This is a genomic window from Pseudomonas sp. HD57-3 (assembly GCF_056113135.1).
In genome coordinates, this window is the sequence record NZ_CM148568.1 from 1,086,042 (window position 1) to 1,101,118 (window position 15,077).

At 61.4% G+C, this 15,077-nt stretch carries 18 protein-coding genes; 11 read left to right on the forward strand and 7 right to left on the reverse strand.

The features are described 5' to 3' along the window. Positions 1-4 precede the first annotated feature (4 nt). From AC0R79_RS04750 to AC0R79_RS04760, 3 genes are all read left to right on the forward strand, one after another. On the forward strand, positions 5-1,456 hold the full coding sequence (locus AC0R79_RS04750; protein ID WP_474733448.1) for an efflux transporter outer membrane subunit: 1,452 nt from the start codon (positions 5-7) through the stop codon (positions 1,454-1,456). 130 nt (positions 1,457-1,586) lie between these two features. Further along, on the forward strand, positions 1,587-1,952 hold the full coding sequence (locus AC0R79_RS04755; protein ID WP_007953843.1) for an ArsR/SmtB family transcription factor: 366 nt from the start codon (positions 1,587-1,589) through the stop codon (positions 1,950-1,952). Between the two features lie 74 nt (positions 1,953-2,026). Then, entirely contained in the window at positions 2,027-2,584 is a 558-nt protein-coding gene (locus tag AC0R79_RS04760; RefSeq protein WP_375745305.1) for a chorismate--pyruvate lyase family protein, read from the forward strand. A 52-nt stretch (positions 2,585-2,636) separates the two neighbouring features. Here the strand turns inward: AC0R79_RS04760 and AC0R79_RS04765 are convergent, their stop codons facing one another. The 5 genes from AC0R79_RS04765 to AC0R79_RS04785 all read right to left on the reverse strand — a co-directional run bounded on the left by AC0R79_RS04765 (position 2,637) and on the right by AC0R79_RS04785 (position 5,559). Continuing rightward, entirely contained in the window at positions 2,637-2,912 is a 276-nt protein-coding gene (locus AC0R79_RS04765) for a helix-turn-helix domain-containing protein (RefSeq protein ID WP_085713206.1), read from the reverse strand. Positions 2,913-2,971: 59 nt separating this feature from the next. Further along, positions 2,972-3,481 carry a flavin reductase gene (locus AC0R79_RS04770; RefSeq protein ID WP_007953834.1) on the reverse strand — a complete coding sequence of 170 codons (510 nt, stop codon included), beginning with the start codon at positions 3,479-3,481 and terminating at the stop codon, positions 2,972-2,974. Positions 3,482-3,627: 146 nt separating this feature from the next. Further along, positions 3,628-4,005 (reverse strand): MerR family transcriptional regulator, encoded by a 378-nt coding sequence (locus tag AC0R79_RS04775; protein WP_474733450.1) that lies wholly within the window; start codon positions 4,003-4,005, stop codon positions 3,628-3,630. A gap of 51 nt (positions 4,006-4,056) precedes the next feature. Beyond that, a complete protein-coding gene (locus AC0R79_RS04780) occupies positions 4,057-4,635 on the reverse strand; it encodes an NAD(P)H-dependent oxidoreductase (protein ID WP_375745310.1) in 579 nt (192 codons plus the stop codon). Positions 4,636-4,677: 42 nt separating this feature from the next. Then, positions 4,678-5,559, reverse strand: a complete 882-nt coding sequence (locus AC0R79_RS04785) for a LysR family transcriptional regulator (protein WP_474733452.1) — start codon at positions 5,557-5,559, stop codon at positions 4,678-4,680. 230 nt (positions 5,560-5,789) lie between these two features. On the opposite strand from AC0R79_RS04785, the gene AC0R79_RS04790 reads away from it, so the two are divergent. After that, entirely contained in the window at positions 5,790-6,554 is a 765-nt protein-coding gene (locus AC0R79_RS04790; RefSeq protein WP_474733454.1) for a sulfite exporter TauE/SafE family protein, read from the forward strand. On the opposite strand, the gene AC0R79_RS04795 is transcribed toward AC0R79_RS04790, so the two are convergent. Then, positions 6,544-6,858 carry a putative quinol monooxygenase gene (locus AC0R79_RS04795; protein WP_129972410.1) on the reverse strand — a complete coding sequence of 105 codons (315 nt, stop codon included), beginning with the start codon at positions 6,856-6,858 and terminating at the stop codon, positions 6,544-6,546. The genes AC0R79_RS04790 and AC0R79_RS04795 overlap by 11 nt on opposite strands. Before the next feature lie 201 nt (positions 6,859-7,059). Between AC0R79_RS04795 and mdaB the strand changes: the two genes are divergently transcribed. From mdaB to AC0R79_RS04830, 7 genes are all read left to right on the forward strand, one after another. Continuing rightward, positions 7,060-7,650, forward strand: a complete 591-nt coding sequence (mdaB, locus tag AC0R79_RS04800) for an NADPH:quinone oxidoreductase MdaB (protein WP_375745317.1) — start codon at positions 7,060-7,062, stop codon at positions 7,648-7,650. Positions 7,651-7,710: 60 nt separating this feature from the next. Continuing rightward, complete coding sequence (locus AC0R79_RS04805) at positions 7,711-8,622, forward strand: LysR family transcriptional regulator (RefSeq protein WP_007953823.1); 912 nt, start codon at positions 7,711-7,713, stop codon at positions 8,620-8,622. 103 nt (positions 8,623-8,725) lie between these two features. Continuing rightward, on the forward strand, positions 8,726-9,619 hold the full coding sequence (locus tag AC0R79_RS04810) for an NAD-dependent epimerase/dehydratase family protein (protein WP_474733457.1): 894 nt from the start codon (positions 8,726-8,728) through the stop codon (positions 9,617-9,619). Between the two features lie 249 nt (positions 9,620-9,868). Next, complete coding sequence (locus AC0R79_RS04815; RefSeq protein WP_474733458.1) at positions 9,869-11,218, forward strand: GntP family permease; 1,350 nt, start codon at positions 9,869-9,871, stop codon at positions 11,216-11,218. Between the two features lie 15 nt (positions 11,219-11,233). Beyond that, on the forward strand, positions 11,234-12,094 hold the full coding sequence (locus AC0R79_RS04820) for a MurR/RpiR family transcriptional regulator (protein WP_221535603.1): 861 nt from the start codon (positions 11,234-11,236) through the stop codon (positions 12,092-12,094). A 1-nt stretch (position 12,095) separates the two neighbouring features. Beyond that, the gene (locus AC0R79_RS04825) at positions 12,096-13,553 is read left to right on the forward strand and encodes a D-aminoacylase (RefSeq protein WP_474733461.1); all 1,458 of its coding nucleotides are present in this window, start codon (positions 12,096-12,098) and stop codon (positions 13,551-13,553) included. A 117-nt stretch (positions 13,554-13,670) separates the two neighbouring features. Further along, on the forward strand, positions 13,671-14,039 hold the full coding sequence (locus tag AC0R79_RS04830) for a glyoxalase superfamily protein (RefSeq protein ID WP_007953815.1): 369 nt from the start codon (positions 13,671-13,673) through the stop codon (positions 14,037-14,039). Here AC0R79_RS04830 and gliR read toward each other — a convergent pair. Next, positions 14,036-15,064: an AraC family transcriptional regulator GliR gene (gene gliR, locus AC0R79_RS04835; protein WP_474733463.1), complete on the reverse strand. Its 1,029-nt coding sequence runs from the start codon at positions 15,062-15,064 to the stop codon at positions 14,036-14,038. The genes AC0R79_RS04830 and gliR overlap by 4 nt on opposite strands. Positions 15,065-15,077 lie beyond the last annotated feature (13 nt).

Consider the following 15,077-nt stretch of genomic DNA (forward strand, 5'->3'; position numbering starts at 1 on the left):
TGACATGCATTCGATTACACGTTTGATGCTGGCGCCGCTGGCGGCGTCCATCCTGTTGGCGGCGGGTTGTGTGAACTACGCCGGGATCGATCATCAGGGCAAATTGCTGGCGGTCGCCGATGCGCCGTCCGACAGCCTGAAAGACAAACTGCCGCCAGCCCAATGGCCGCGTGCGGACTGGTGGACATCGCTGGGCGATCCACGCCTGGGCGCGTTGATCGAAGAGGCGTATGCCAGCAACCCGGACTTGCAGGAAGTCGCTGCCCGGGTGGCCAAGGCCAACGCATTTCTCGACCTGCGCGATGCCGAACGCTATCCCGAAATGGACGCGTCGGCGGGTGTCACTCGCGGTCGGCTGTCGCGCTTCGAGGACTACAGCGGCGAGGGCCACAAGTACTTCACCGCACGTAATCTGGCGGTGAATTTCAGCTACACCTTCGACCTCTGGGGCGGCCAGCGCGCCGCCTGGGAATCGGCGCTCAACAGCGCACGAGCGGCGGAAGTCGATCTGCAATCGTCGCGGCTGATTCTCGCGACAAACGTGGTCAAGGCCTACAACCAGTTGGCGTATGCATGGCAGGTGTCGGAGCTCAATCAACGGGATCTGGAACGCCTGAGCAAACTGGTGGACCTGACGGATTCACGTTACGGCTCGGGCCTCGACAACCTGTCGCAACTCAAGCAGGTGCAGAGTCTCAAGGCGCGTTCGGAATCGACCCTGATCGGCGCCAACGAAGACATCGAAATTGCTCGTCTTCAACTGTCGGCGCTGATCGGCAAGGGCGTTGACCGTGCGCACACCCTTGAGCGGCCATCAAATCTGCAAGCGAGTGTGGTGGCTTTGCCGGCGCAGTTGCCGGCTCAACTGTTGGGCCGTCGTCCGGACATCGTCGCTGCGCGTTGGCGAGTGGAGGCCGAGACTAAAAACGTCGAGGCGGTGAAGACCACGTTCTACCCGAACATCAACCTGGTGGCAGCGGCGGGTTCCCATGCGCTGACCGGCGATGCGCTGTTCGCCGGGGTCAGCAAGTTCTGGAATGTGGCGCCGACGGTGTCGCTGCCGATCTTCGATGCCGGGCGTCTGCGCTCGGATCTGAAAGCCGGCAATGCCGAGCTCGACAGCTCCATCGCGCAGTACAACCGAGTGCTGAATTCGGCCCTGCACGAAGTGGCAATTTCGGTGACGCAGCTGCGTTCTTTCGAGCAGCAGATCGTCGTGCAGCGCGATGCCTGTTCGATAGCGCAGTCCTCTTACGATCTGTCGCAGTCGCGCTACAAGGCCGGGGAGGACACGTTCCTCGATGCGCTGAACATCGAGCAGCAATTGATCCAGGACGAAATGCGCCTGGCCTTCCTCAACAGCAAGCACATCGACAGCTCGGTTTCGTTGATGGCGGCGCTGGGCGGCGGGTTCCAGGCGCCCGCGCTGGAGACAGCGCAGAGCAGCGATTTGTAGTTGTTTTGCGGGACGCCGCCTTCGGGGCGGCTGTCGCGGGGAAAAAGCATCTTGTGTATAGTCTTACTGTTCTCGTATAGACGAATACAAGCCGGATTTTTCCCGCCTATATCATCAAGGGTACCTACCTATGAACGTCCCGAATCATCCCAATCAGGATCAGATCCTTCTGGAAAATGTGCTGAACGCATTGGGAAGCCCGCTACGCCTGACCGTGTTGAAAGTGTTGTCCGATGGCCAGGAGCATCCGTGCGGCCGGATCCTCAAGGGCGCATCGAAGTCGACCATGACCCACCATTGGCGGGTACTGCGCGACAGCGGCCTGATTTGGCAGCGCCCTTACGGTCGGGAAAACCTGCTGTCCCTGCGTCGTGAAGACATGGACGTGCGTTTTCCGGGATTGCTCGACTCGCTGCTGTCGGCGGTCAAGACCGATGAACAGACCATCAGCGTCATCAGCAAACACGAAGTGACCGAAGAAAACGGAGCCGAGTGACAGACACCGCCGGTGAAGGGTTGGCCTTCCACGGCAACCAACAATTCACCATCACCAGGAAGGTGTGAGCGGGTATGGATACAAGTCATTACTGGTCATCGCGACCGCTGTCGGAATTGACCGGCTCCGAGCATCACTGGCTGTTTTTGCCCGGGGCACTGACCCCACGTCTGAAAGCCATGGGCGATTATTCAATCGAAGTCGTCGAGCAGTCCCATGGCCCGCTCAATCCTGAAGAAGCGCAAGCGCTGAACGTGCCGCCGTCGACCATCGGTTGGGTGCGCGAAGTGGTGATGAAGCTCGATGGCGAAGCCTGCGTCACCGCGCGCAGCCTGACCAGCATGCCGGCACTGAATGGCGACTGGGCGGATCTGAACGGCTATGGCCGTCGACCGCTGGCCGAGATTCTCTATACCTCGGAGCAGACCCTGCGCGAGCCTTTCCAGTGCGCCTTGCTGTCCCCCGGCGCACCGCTGGCGGCGCTGTCCTATCGCTTCGCGCCACAGGCCAAACGTCTGCTGGCCCGGCGTTCGCGTTTCACCCGCAATGGCTCGGCGCTGCTGGTCAGCGAGTGCTTTTTGCCGGCGTTCTGGGCACGGGTTGAATACGCTCAGGCGCTCAAGTCGGCCTGACAAAATGAAACCTGCGGGAGTGAACGCCCGCAGGTTTTTTTTCGCCGTTTTTTCAGAGCCGGATCACCGCTTCGATCTGCTTGATGGCCGGCGTCAGCGCCTGCGCAAGTTCCTCGGCTTTCGAGGTCGGGCGCATGGTTCTCGACGAACGCAGAAACAACGGATCATCGAACCGCTTGCGCAGCCGTGCCAGCGATCCGCTGATGGCGGGTTGTTTGACGTGCAGGCGCTCGGCCGTGCGCGACACGCTGCGTTCGCGGAACAGCACCAGGAAAATGATGATCAGGTTCAGGTCGATATCCGCGAAGTTGTCTTCATTGAATAGCATGGTTACATCCCTGTCATGACCCGCCGACCGGCTTCAGCCGAGGCCGGCGGGTGTCTGGATCACTGCTCGGGTGCCAGGCGCAGTTCGTCGTTCAGACGGTAGTAACTGCGGTTGAAATAGACCAGGCCTTCCGTGGCCTCGCTGTGTTGCTGCAGTTCGAGGATTTCACAGTAGAAGATGCTGTGGGTGCCGACCTCGTCGACCTTGCTGACCCTGCAATCGAGGCTGACCAGCGCTTCTTCGATCACCGGAGAACCGGTCTTGAGTGTCTGGCAATTCACGCTGGAAAAACGCTCCTGCATGCTCAACTGCCGATTGGCGAACGCGCCGGACGTTGACTGGTGATCACCGGTCAGGACGTTCACGCACAGCACGCCATTGGTCTTGAAATGCTCGTGATTGGACGACGAGCGATTGACGCACACCAGCAGCGTGGGCGGTGAATCCGTCACGCTGCACACCGCCGACGCGGTAAAGCCGAAACGCCCCGCAGGGCCATCGGTCGTGACGATGGTGACGGCACTCCCCAGCATCGCCATCGCATTACGAAACTCCGTTGAATCAACCATCGCGTCACCTCATTCCATGTAGGTTTAATGGAGCCGATCCGTTCTTCCTTGTCCGTTGTCGTTGTGCGAAAACGGGTATCGGGCAACACGTTCGCTCTGGCGATATAGTACGTATGTATACGTACCTTGCAAGCTATTCCTTGTGCTTATTTTGTGGGCGATACGCTCGACAGGCATTGCTGTTGCGCGTGTTCCAGGCTGGCCTCCAACGCGGTCAGTTCCTCTTGTTGTTGCGTGAGTTTCAGCAGCTGCGCCGCGATTTCCTTTTGCTTGTCGGCAATCGCGCGGCGGGCTTTTTCGTAGGGTGACAATTCCGGTTGGCCGGCAAAGATCGCCTGCAATTCCCTGAGGCGAAAACCCAGCGCCTGCGCGCATTTGATAAAGCTCAGCAGTTCGACCGTCTGCGGGTCGTAGACCCGGTATTTGCCCTGGCGCGGGGCCTCGGGCAGCAGGCCGATCGACTCGTAATGGCGGATGGTTTTGATCGTGGTTCCCGAACGCTGTGCGGCCTGGCCGATGTACATGTGCAAATCCCTTTTCTCCGTCAGCGGGCCCGAGCACCAATAGCGGAAAACTCAATGGCGGGCAATCGATCCGGCCTGCTTCAGCCAGGTTTCGCGCTGATGGTCGCTGGCGCCGAGCACTGGCCCGAAGGTCAGCGTCCGGCGTGGTTCGATACCGCAGAACGCCAGTGTGTTCCTGCGCACTTCATGCAAGCCGGGCATGCGGTAGATCCAGCGGTAATACCAGGGCGGGGTGTCCATGGTGACCAGCAAATGGGCGCTGCGACCGTGCAGGAGTTTGTCGGGAAACGCTTTGCCCTCGCGATATTTGAACGCGAAGCCGGGGAGCAGGACCCGGTCGAAAAAGCCTTTGAGCAGAGCCGGAAGTCCACCCCACCAGATCGGGTAGACCAGCGTCAGGTGTTCGGCCCACAGCAAGTCGGCCTGAGCCTGGAGCAGATCCGGTTCAAGGGCCTGAACCTGGCGGTAACCTTCGCGCAGGACCGGGTCGAAATCGAGTTGGCCGAGGGCGATTTCCCGCACTTCGTGCCCGGCCTCGCGGGCCGATTTTGTGTAGCGTCCGGCCAGTGCCGCGCAGAAACTTTCGCTGGATGGATGGCCGAGAATCAACAAAATCCGCTTGCCCATCATGACTGCCCCTGAGGAAGAAACCGCAAGGGTAAAGTCTGCCCCTCAGGGCAGAGTCAAGGCGTCGAGCAACGCGCGGGCATAGGCGGGGAGGGCGGCGAAGTCGCGGGCGCACAGCAACAGTTTGCGCCTGGCCCAGCCTTCATGCATTGGCAGGGTCTTGAAGGCTTGCGGCGTGGCGCGCTGAACCGCCGCCAGCGGCACGATGCCCAGACCGGCACCTCGGGCCACCATGCGCATCACCCCGTCGAAACCATCGGCGCGAATACGGATCTGCATCCGCGAGCCGCTGTGGAGGGCCTGTTCTTCCAGGTACACCGCCAGCGCGCTGTCGACGTGCAGCCCGACAAAGTCGTGGCGCAGGGCGTCGCTGAAGCTGACATTGGTCGCGTCAGACAGTGGATGCTCTGGAGGCAGAATCAGCACCAGCGGATCATCGCGAAAGGCTCGGGTCTGCAAGTCGCTGGTGTCGATTGCATCGGACACAATGCCCAGATCCGCCGCGCCCTGACGCAAGGCATGCGTGATGCGGGCGCTGGGCAGTTCCTGCAGATCGATGTCGAGATTGGGATGCTCGCGCAGAAAATCCGCCAGCACCTCCGGCAGGTATTCGCTGAGTGCCGTGGTGTTGCACAGCAGACGCACCTGGCCTTTGACGCCGCGCGCGTACTCGGCCAGATCCTGTTGCAGACGTTCGGCTTGTTGCAGCATCACCCGCGCATGTTGCGCCAGGGCTTTGCCGGCCGGCGTCGGCGTGACACCACGGCGCCCGCGCTCAAGAAACTCGGTGCCCAGCGACGCTTCCATCGCCCGAATCCGCGCACTGGCCGCCGCCAGCGACAGATGACTGCGCGCAGCGCCGGCGGTGATGTTGCCGCTGTCGAGAATGTGCAGGTACAGGCGCAGGTCGGTGAGGTCGAAGTGCATGGGACAGCCTCAATATCAGTGGTGTTAGTCCCGACGCCTTCGCGGGCAAGCCCGCTCCCACAGGTCCGATGTCGAACACAAGTTCTGCGTACAACACAAACACTGTGGGAGCGGGCTTGCCCGCGAAGAGGCCAGCGGCCGCGAAAAATAAACAAGACTCTTGTATAGGGAGAGGCTGCCTCAGTGTATGACAGATTTTCAGTTCACCCGCGCAGGCGCAAAGTGTGGCCATGAACGCACTCGCAGATTTCTATCAAAACCTCGGTCTGACCCTGTCATTGCTGGTGATTGCGACCTTCGTTGTCGCCGGCATGATCAAGGGCGTGATCGGTCTCGGCCTGCCCACCGTTGCCATGGGTTTGCTCGGTCTGGCTATGGCACCGTCGCAGGCTGCGGCGTTGCTGATCATCCCGGCGACCCTCACCAACGTCTGGCAACTGGCGTTCGGCGGGCATTTGCAGGGGCTGGTGAAACGCTTGTGGCCGATGCTGCTGGCGATCTTCCTCGGCACGGCCATCGGCACTTTGTGGATCGGCATGGCTGGCGGGCATTGGGTGGTGCGTGGGCTCGGCGCGGCGTTGTTGCTCTATGCGCTGAGTGGATTGTTTTTGCCGACGCTGAGTGTCAGTCGCCGCCATGAACCGTGGCTCGGTCCGCTGTGTGGCGTGATCACCGGCGTCGTCACATCGGCCACCGGTGTGTTCGTGATTCCCGCCGTTCCGTACATGCAGGCCCTGGGCTTGAGCCGCGATGAACTGGTGCAGGCGCTGGGCCTGTCCTTCACCGTGTCGACCCTGGCATTGGCCGGTGGATTGCTCTGGCGCGGGTCGCTCGGCGGTGCGGAATTGAGCGCTTCGCTGCTGGCACTGATCCCGGCAGTACTCGGCATGTTGCTCGGCCAATGGCTGCGTCAGCGCATCAGTGCCGTGCTGTTCAAGCGGGTGTTTTTCATCGGTCTGGGCGCACTCGGCGCCCATCTGCTGATCAGCGGTTAGCGGACGACGCGCTGAGCATTTCAATCGGGCGGATATCGAAATCCCGCTCCAGATACTCCATGCGCTGCGCGAGAAACTGCTGCATGTGCGGCAGGTTCGAGTGCACGTCCAGATGCGCCTGGCTTTCCCAGATCTCGTAGAAAATGAACAGGCTCGGGTCTTCCTTGTCGCGCAGCATGTGGTACTCGATGCAGCCGGGTTCGGCGCGGCTCGGTTCGACGTAGGCGCGGAAAAACGCTTCGAAAGCCTCGGCTTTTTCCGGGCGGGTCTTGGCGTGCAGGATGAAACCCTGGCGTTCGCTCATCGCAAAAAACTCCTCAGATTCAGATGGCGGCCAATCCTAAGGCAATAATCGGCGTTCGATTCGTGCGTTTTACTCAAATGAATTTTGCGCAATCGGTGCTTATTCCGCGCGAGGCGGATCGTTAATCTGCCGCCATTCAATTTTTCCCCTTCTCCATCCAGCGCTCTGCGCTGCGCATCGGAATCCGATCGAGGCTCTCCCATGAAAAAAGTGCTGTTGCTCAATGGCGGTAAAAAATTCGCCCACTCCGACGGTCGCTACAACACCACCCTGCACGAAGCGGCGCTGAGCGTGCTGGATCGTGGCGGTGTCGACGTCAAGACCACCTTCATCGACGAGGGTTATGACATCGCCGAAGAAGTCGCCAAATTCCTCTGGGCCGACGTGATCATTTATCAGATGCCGGGCTGGTGGATGGGCGCGCCGTGGACCGTGAAAAAGTATATCGACGAAGTCTTCACCGAAGGCCACGGCAGCCTCTACGCCAGTGACGGTCGCACCCGTTCCGACGCATCGCAGAAGTACGGCAGCGGCGGTCTGATCCACGGCAAGCAATACATGCTGTCGCTGACCTGGAATGCACCGCAGCAGGCGTTCGATGACCCGACCGACTTCTTTGAAGCCAAAGGCGTGGACGCCGTTTACTTCCCGTTCCACAAGGCCAACGAGTTTCTTGGCATGACCGGCCTGCCGACGTTCCTCTGTGTGGACGTGATGAAACGCCCGAACATCGAAGCGGATGTGGCGCGATACGAGCAGCATCTGACCGAGGTGTTTGGCCTCAAGGCCTGACGCTCGGCTACTATCGAAGGCCTGAGCTTGCGCAGCAGGCCTTTCGATTCGAGGACACCCGTGAAAGCCAGATCCGATGAGTTGCAGATTTTCGTCTGCGTGATCGAATGCGGTTCGATCTCCGCCGCCGCCGAGCAGGTCGGACAGACGCCGTCGGCGGTCAGCCGCACGCTGTCGCGGCTGGAAGCCAAGCTCGACACCACGCTGATCAACCGCACCACCCGGCGCATGGACCTGACCGAGGAGGGCAAGTATTTCTTCGAACAGGCCAAGCTGATCCTCGATCAGATGGACCAGCTCGAAGAGCGCCTCTCTTCGCGCCAGCAGACGCCATCAGGACGGCTGCGCATCAACGCCGCATCGCCGTTCATGCTCCACGCCATCGTGCCGTACATCGACGAATTCCGGCGGCTGTACCCGGACATCCAGCTCGAACTCAACAGCAATGACCTGATCATTGACCTGCTGGAACAAAGCACCGACGTCGCCATCCGCATCGGCACCCTCGCCGATTCGACGTTGCATGCCCGCTCGCTGGGTTGCAGTCCGCTGCTGATCGTCGCCAGTCCCGCCTATCTGGAAAAACACGGCGCGCCGCTGCAAGTGGCCGATCTCAGCGAACACACCTTGCTCGGCTTCACCCAGAACGAAGGCCTCAACCAGTGGCCGCTGCGTTACGTGCACGGCGACCGCTGGCCGATCACCCCGGCGATCAGCGCCTCCAGCGGCGAGACGGTTCGCCATCTGGCGCTGGAAGGCCAGGGCATTGCCTGCCTCTCGCACTTCATGACCATCGACGACATTCGTGCCGGGCGCCTCAAGGTGCTGCTGGCGGAATTCAACAGCGGTTATCGACAGCCGATCAACGCGGTGTACTACCGCAACTCGCAGTTGGCGCTGCGCATTCAGTGTTTCCTCGACTTCATCCAGAGCAAACTGGCGGCTTACGCCAGCGCCGATTTCAAAGGCTGATTCGTGATCCCTGCGCAACAGTGATTTGGTTGTGGGCGGGTTTTTCCACCGAGCTCGGCGGTCGATACTCGTTGCATCACTTACTCACGCAGGGAGTTTCTCCATGAACGTATTCGTCACCGGCGCTGCAGGTTTTATCGGCGGCTCCATCGCCACCGGTCTGGTCCAGGCCGGCCACACCGTCACCGGTCTGGTGCGCAGCGCCGAACAGGCCAATGAGCTGAAAGCACTGGGCATCACCCCGGTAATCGGCACCCTCGACGACAACGCATTGCTGGCCGAACAGGCCCGCGCCGCCGACGCCGTGATCAACGCCGCCAGCAGCGACCATCGCGGCGCCGTCGAAGCCTTGCTCGATGCCCTGCGCGGCTCGAACAAAGTGTTCCTGCACACCAGCGGTTCGAGCATCGTCGGCGATGCGTCGGGCGGCAAATCCAGCGACGTCATCTACTTCGAAGACAACCTGCCGGAGCCGACCGTCGACAAGGCTGCACGGGTGGCCATCGACAACCTGATCCTCGCGGCAGCGAAGGACGGCGTGAACTCGGCCGTCATCTGCAATACCCTGATCTACGGCCACAGCCTGGGCGTCAATCGCGACAGCGTGCAACTGCCGCGCCTGCTGAAACAGGCGCGCAAAAGCGGCGTAGTGCGCCACGTCGGCACCGGGCAGAACATCTGGTCCAACGTGCACATCGAAGACGTAGTTTCGCTGTACCTGCTGGCCCTGACCAAAAACGTCCCGGGCACCTTCTATTTCGCCGAAAGCGGCGAAGCGTCGTTCATCGACATGACCACCGCCATGGCCCAGGCCCTGAACCTCGGCGAGCCACAAGACTGGCCCCTGAAAGACGCCGAAGCCGAGTGGGGCTACGAAATGGCTAACTACGGCCTCGGCTCCAACAGCCGCGTACGCGGCAAACACGCCCGCGAACTGCTGGGCTGGGCGCCGAAGCGTACGTCGGTGGTTGAATGGATTCGTAACGAAATGGTGTGAGTCCACGCTGAAAAGGTGACGCCCCCGAGACCGGTGGAAGCAAGCTTGCTTGTTTTCACCGGTTTTTTTGTGCCCGAGGATCATGAAAATCCCACCCCGCGATTTTCATTATTCGCGACAAGACATATCCAAAAGCGACAACCCTTATCCCTCCACGAAAATTACTTTCACTTCGTTTGAAAACTCGATCTCGAAATGATTTATGAGTTTCACAACCCATTCGAACGTGACCCTTTCGAGGAGTACCGCATGACACCGTCCTTCGGCTATTGGCTGCTGGTGTACGCCGCCGTTGCCATCATCGCCCTGATCGTTCTGATCGCCCGTTACCGGCTCAATCCGTTCATTGTCATCACCCTGATTTCCATCGGCCTGGCGCTGGTGGCGGGGATGCCGCCGTCCGGCGTGGTGGGGGCGTATGAGGCCGGGGTGGGCAAGACGCTGGGGCACATTGCGCTGGTGGTGGCGCTGGGGACGATGCTCGGCAAGATGATGGCCGAGTCCGGCGGCGCCGAGCAGATGGCGCGCACGCTGATCGAGCGTTTTGGCGAGAAGAACGCGCACTGGGCGATGGTGTGCATTGCGTTTCTGGTGGGGCTGCCGCTGTTTTTCGAAGTCGGTTTCGTGTTGCTGGTGCCGATTGCCTTTACCGTGGCGCGGCGGGTTGGCGTGTCGATTCTGATGGTCGGTCTGCCGATGGTCGCCGGTCTTTCGGTGGTGCATGCGCTGGTGCCGCCGCACCCGGCAGCAATGCTGGCGGTGCAGGCCTATCAGGCATCGGTCGGGCAGACCTTGCTGTATGCGATTGCCATCGGTATTCCGACGGCGATCATTGCCGGCCCCCTGTACGCCAAATTCATCGTGCCGCGCATTCAGTTGCCGGCGGATAACCCGCTGGAAAAACAATTTCTCGAACGCGAACCCCGCGACAGCCTGCCGAGTTTCGGCATCACCATGGCGACCATTCTGTTGCCGGTGGTGCTGATGCTGATCGGCGGCTGGGCCAACCTGATTTCCACGCCGGGCAGCGGTTTCAACCAGTTCCTGTTGTTTATCGGCAACTCGGTGATCGCGCTGTTGCTGGCGACGCTGTTGAGCTTCTGGACGCTCGGCATCGCGCAGGGCTTCAACCGGGAATCGATCCTCAAGTTCACCAACGAATGCCTGGCACCGACCGCCAGCATCACCTTGCTGGTGGGCGCCGGTGGCGGTCTGAACCGGATTCTGGTGGACGCCGGCGTCACCGATCAGATCGTCGGCCTGGCCCACGAATTTCACCTTTCGCCGCTGATCATGGGCTGGCTGTTCGCCGCGTTGATGCGCATCGCCACCGGTTCGGCCACCGTCGCCATGACCACGGCTTCTGGCGTGGTCGCGCCGGTGGCCATCGGTCTGGGTTATCCACACCCGGAACTGCTGGTGCTGGCGACTGGCGCGGGCTCGGTTATCTTTTCCCACGTCAACGACGGCGGCTTCTGGTTGATCAAGGAATACTTCAACATGACGGTGGCCCAGACGTTCAAGACCTGGACGGTGCTGGAAACCCTGATCTCGGTTGTCGCTTTCGCCCTGACCGTCGGTCTTTCTTACCTGCTGTAGTCGGAGTTATCCGCCATGGACATCCTTTATCAGATCCGCGCCCGTCAGGATTTCTTCAGCGCCGGTGAAGGACGCATCGCCCGTCTGATGCTCGACGACGTAGGATTTGCCGCCTCCGCCAGCCTCGAAGAGCTGGCGCAGCGGGCCGAAGTCAGCACTGCCACGCTGTCGCGCTTCGCCCGCACTGTCGGTTGCCGCGACTTGCGCGACCTGCGCCTGCAACTGGCTCAGGCCAGTGGTGTTGGCAGCCGTTTCCTCGACCCGGCGGGTACGCCCGAGCAGTCGGCGTTTTACGGGCAGATTGTCGGCGATATCGAAACCACCTTACGCCAGCATCTGGCGGCGTTCGACGAGTCGCGCTTCGCCGATGCGGTGAAACTGCTGGGCCAGGCGCGGATGATCCACGCCTTCGGCATCGGCGGTTGCTCGACCCTGTGCAGCGACGAATTGCAGGTGCGGCTGGTGCGCCTCGGCTACCCGATTGCGGTGTGCCACGACGCGGTGATGATGCGCGTCACTGCCGCCAGCCTCAGCGCCGAGCAGGTGGTGATCGTCTGTTCGCTGACCGGCATCACCCCGGAGTTGCTGGAGACCGTAGCGCTGGCGCGCAACTACGGCGCACGGATTCTTGCCATCACCCGCGCTGACTCGCCGCTGGCGGAACTGGCCGACATCGTCCTGCCGCTGCAAGGCGCCGAGACCTCGTTCATCTACAAACCGACGGCGGCGCGCTACGGCATGCTGCTCGCCATCGACGTGCTGGCCACCGAGCTGGCGCTGGCCAATCCTGAAGACAATCAAGAACGTCTGCGGCGGATCAAACTCGCCCTCGACGAATACCGTGGCGGCGACGATCACCTGCCGCTGGGAGACTGACATGCTGTACGACACCCTCATTCGCAACGCCCTGGTCATCGACGGCAGCAACAGCCCCGGTTACGCCGCCGACGTGGCGATCCTCGATGGCCGCATCGCGCGCATCGGCGACTTGCGCGACGCCAACGCCACCGATGAAATCGACGCCGCCGGCCGTGTGCTGGCACCGGGTTTCATCGACGTGCACACCCACGACGACACCGTGGTGATCCGCCAGCCGCAGATGCTGCCCAAGCTCAGCCAGGGCGTGACTACGGTGATTGTCGGCAACTGCGGGATCAGTGCGGCACCGGTCAGTTTGCGCGGCGATCCGCCGGATCCGATGAACCTGCTCGGCTCGGCGGCGGCGTTCGTCTATCCGCGCTTTAGCGATTATCGGGCGGCGGTCGAAGCGGCCAATACCACGCTGAACGTCGCGGCACTGATCGGGCACACGGCGCTGCGCAGCAATCATCTTGATGATCTTTTCCGCACCGCGACTGATGATGAAATCGCCGCGATGCGCGAGCAGTTGCGTGAAAGCCTGGAGGCGGGCGCCCTCGGTTTATCCACAGGTCTGGCGTATGCGAGTGCGTTCTCGGCATCCACCGATGAAGTCATGCAACTGACCGAAGAACTGAATGCGTTCGGCGCGGTGTATACCACCCACCTGCGCAGTGAATTCGAACCGGTGCTGGAGGCGATGGACGAGGCTTTTCGCATCGGCCGCCATGCCCGATCGCCGGTGATCATTTCCCACCTCAAATGCGCCGGTGCCGGTAACTGGGGCCGCAGTCCGCAGTTGCTCGCCTCGCTGGAAGAGGCGGCGAAAACTCACCCGGTCGGCTGCGATTGCTACCCGTATGCGGCGAGTTCTTCGACGCTGGATCTGAAGCAGGTCACCGACGCCCACCGCATCACCATCACCTGGTCGACACCGCATCCGGAAATGGGCGGCCGCGACCTGATGGACATCGCTGCCGAATGGAACCTGTCGTTGCTCGACGCCGCCAAGCGTCTGCAACCGGCGGGCGCGGTGTATTACGGCATGGACGAGAACGACGTGCGACGGATTCTTGCTCATCCGCTGTCGATGGTCGGCTCCGATGGTCTGCCGGAAGACCCGTTCCCGCATCCGCGTCTGTGGGGCGCTTTCCCACGGGTGCTCGGCCATTTCAGTCGCGACGTCGGGCTTTTTCCGCTGCATACCGCGGTGCACAAGATGACCGGTCTGTCGGCGGCGCGTTTCGGCTTGAAGGAAAGGGGCGAGATTCGTGAAGGGCACTGGGCGGATCTAGTGTTGTTCGACCCGGCGACCGTGCGTGACGTGGCGGATTTCAACGACCCGCAACGCGCCGCCCAAGGTATCGAGGGTGTGTGGATCAATGGTGTTTTGAGTTACCGCGACGGTCAGGCCAACGGCCAGAGACCAGGGCGGTTCCTGGCGCGCCAGGGCGATCTGCGCGACGGCTTTCGTTGAATTTTGCTGACTGCGTCACGGTGATGGCACATTGCAATTAAAGAAAGCCATCACCAAGCCGAATTGCTGACATCCACCCCGGCTACACTCTGGGGCCAATCAGTCAGGGAGCAACCCATGAGCTTCGGCAAAACCACCCCGATCCTGCGGATTTTCGATGAAGCCAAGGCCGTGGAATTCTACGTCGATTTCCTCGGCTTCAAGATCGATTGGCAGCATCGTTTCGAACCCGGTTTCCCGTTGTACCTGCAAGTCTCGCGCGGCGAGTGCGTGCTGCATTTGTCCGAACATCACGGCGATGCGACACCGGGTTCGGCCCTGCGGATCGAGACCGATGAGCTGGAGGCGTTCCAGCAGCAGTTGGTCGCCAAGAACTACAAGTTCTCGCACCCGGGCATCCAGGCCATGCCGTGGGGCAGCCAGGACATGACCATCGCCGACCCGTTCGGCAATCGTCTGGTGTTCACCAACGCGATCAGCCTCTAACTGTCGTTCGCTATACGGTGAGCCTGCCGAAACTCACCGGGCGGCATGCCGCGTCGGCTCTTGAAGGTGCGGTGAAACGAGCGCGGTTCGGTGAAGCCCAGATACTGGGCGATGTCCTGAATCGGCAAGGTGCTGTTGAGCAGGTAATGCTCGGCCAGTTCCTGGCGCAGTTCATCGAGGATCTGCTGATACGAGGTGCCGGCCTGATGCAACTGGCGTTGCAGCGTGCGCACGGACACAGCGAGATGTTCGGCCACCTGTTCCTTGCGCGGCAGGCCTTCCTTGAGCAACTGGCGCAGGATGCTTTTGACCCGCTGCTCCAGCGACGCATCCTCCAGCGTCGCCATCAAACTCTGAGCGTGTTCTTCCAGCGTGCGCAGCAAATGCGCATCGGCCTGGCGCAACGGCAACTGCAAATACGGCAACGGCACGACCAGCGCGGAATACGGCTGATCGAACAGCACCGGGCATTCGAAAAACGCTTCATATTGCGCCAGCGTCGTGTCCGCCGGGATCGAGTGTTCCAGCCACACGGCGGCCGGCGACAGCTGAGTGTCGGCGATCCAGCGTGCGTATTGCAGCCAGGAGCCGAGTACGTTTTCCACCAGATGCCGGCGAATTCGCGGGCGTTCAAAGCGGCAGCTCCAGATCAGGTGCACGTGGCTGTCGTGCACCTCGGCGCGGCTGACGCCCATGTCGCCCACCAGTTTTTCGAACGGCATGATGCGGCTCATGGCATCGCCCAGTGTCGCGCAGTTCATGGTGATGTAGCCGAGCACGCTCCAGGAGTTGGGCAGCACGAAATTCGCAGCGTTGAGGCCGAACAACGGATCACCCGAGTGTTCGCAAAAGTAATCGAGCAACCGCTCATGGGTTTCACCCGGCAAGCGCAGGCTGTTGTCGCTCAACTGCTGCGCCTGCAACCCGGCCGCCGCCAACGCAGGCTCGATGGCCAGGCCCAGATGTTCGGCATGGCGCAGGTACTTGAGCAGCGGCGGAACGGAGGTGAAGCCGAGCGATTGCATGACCGAATTCCCT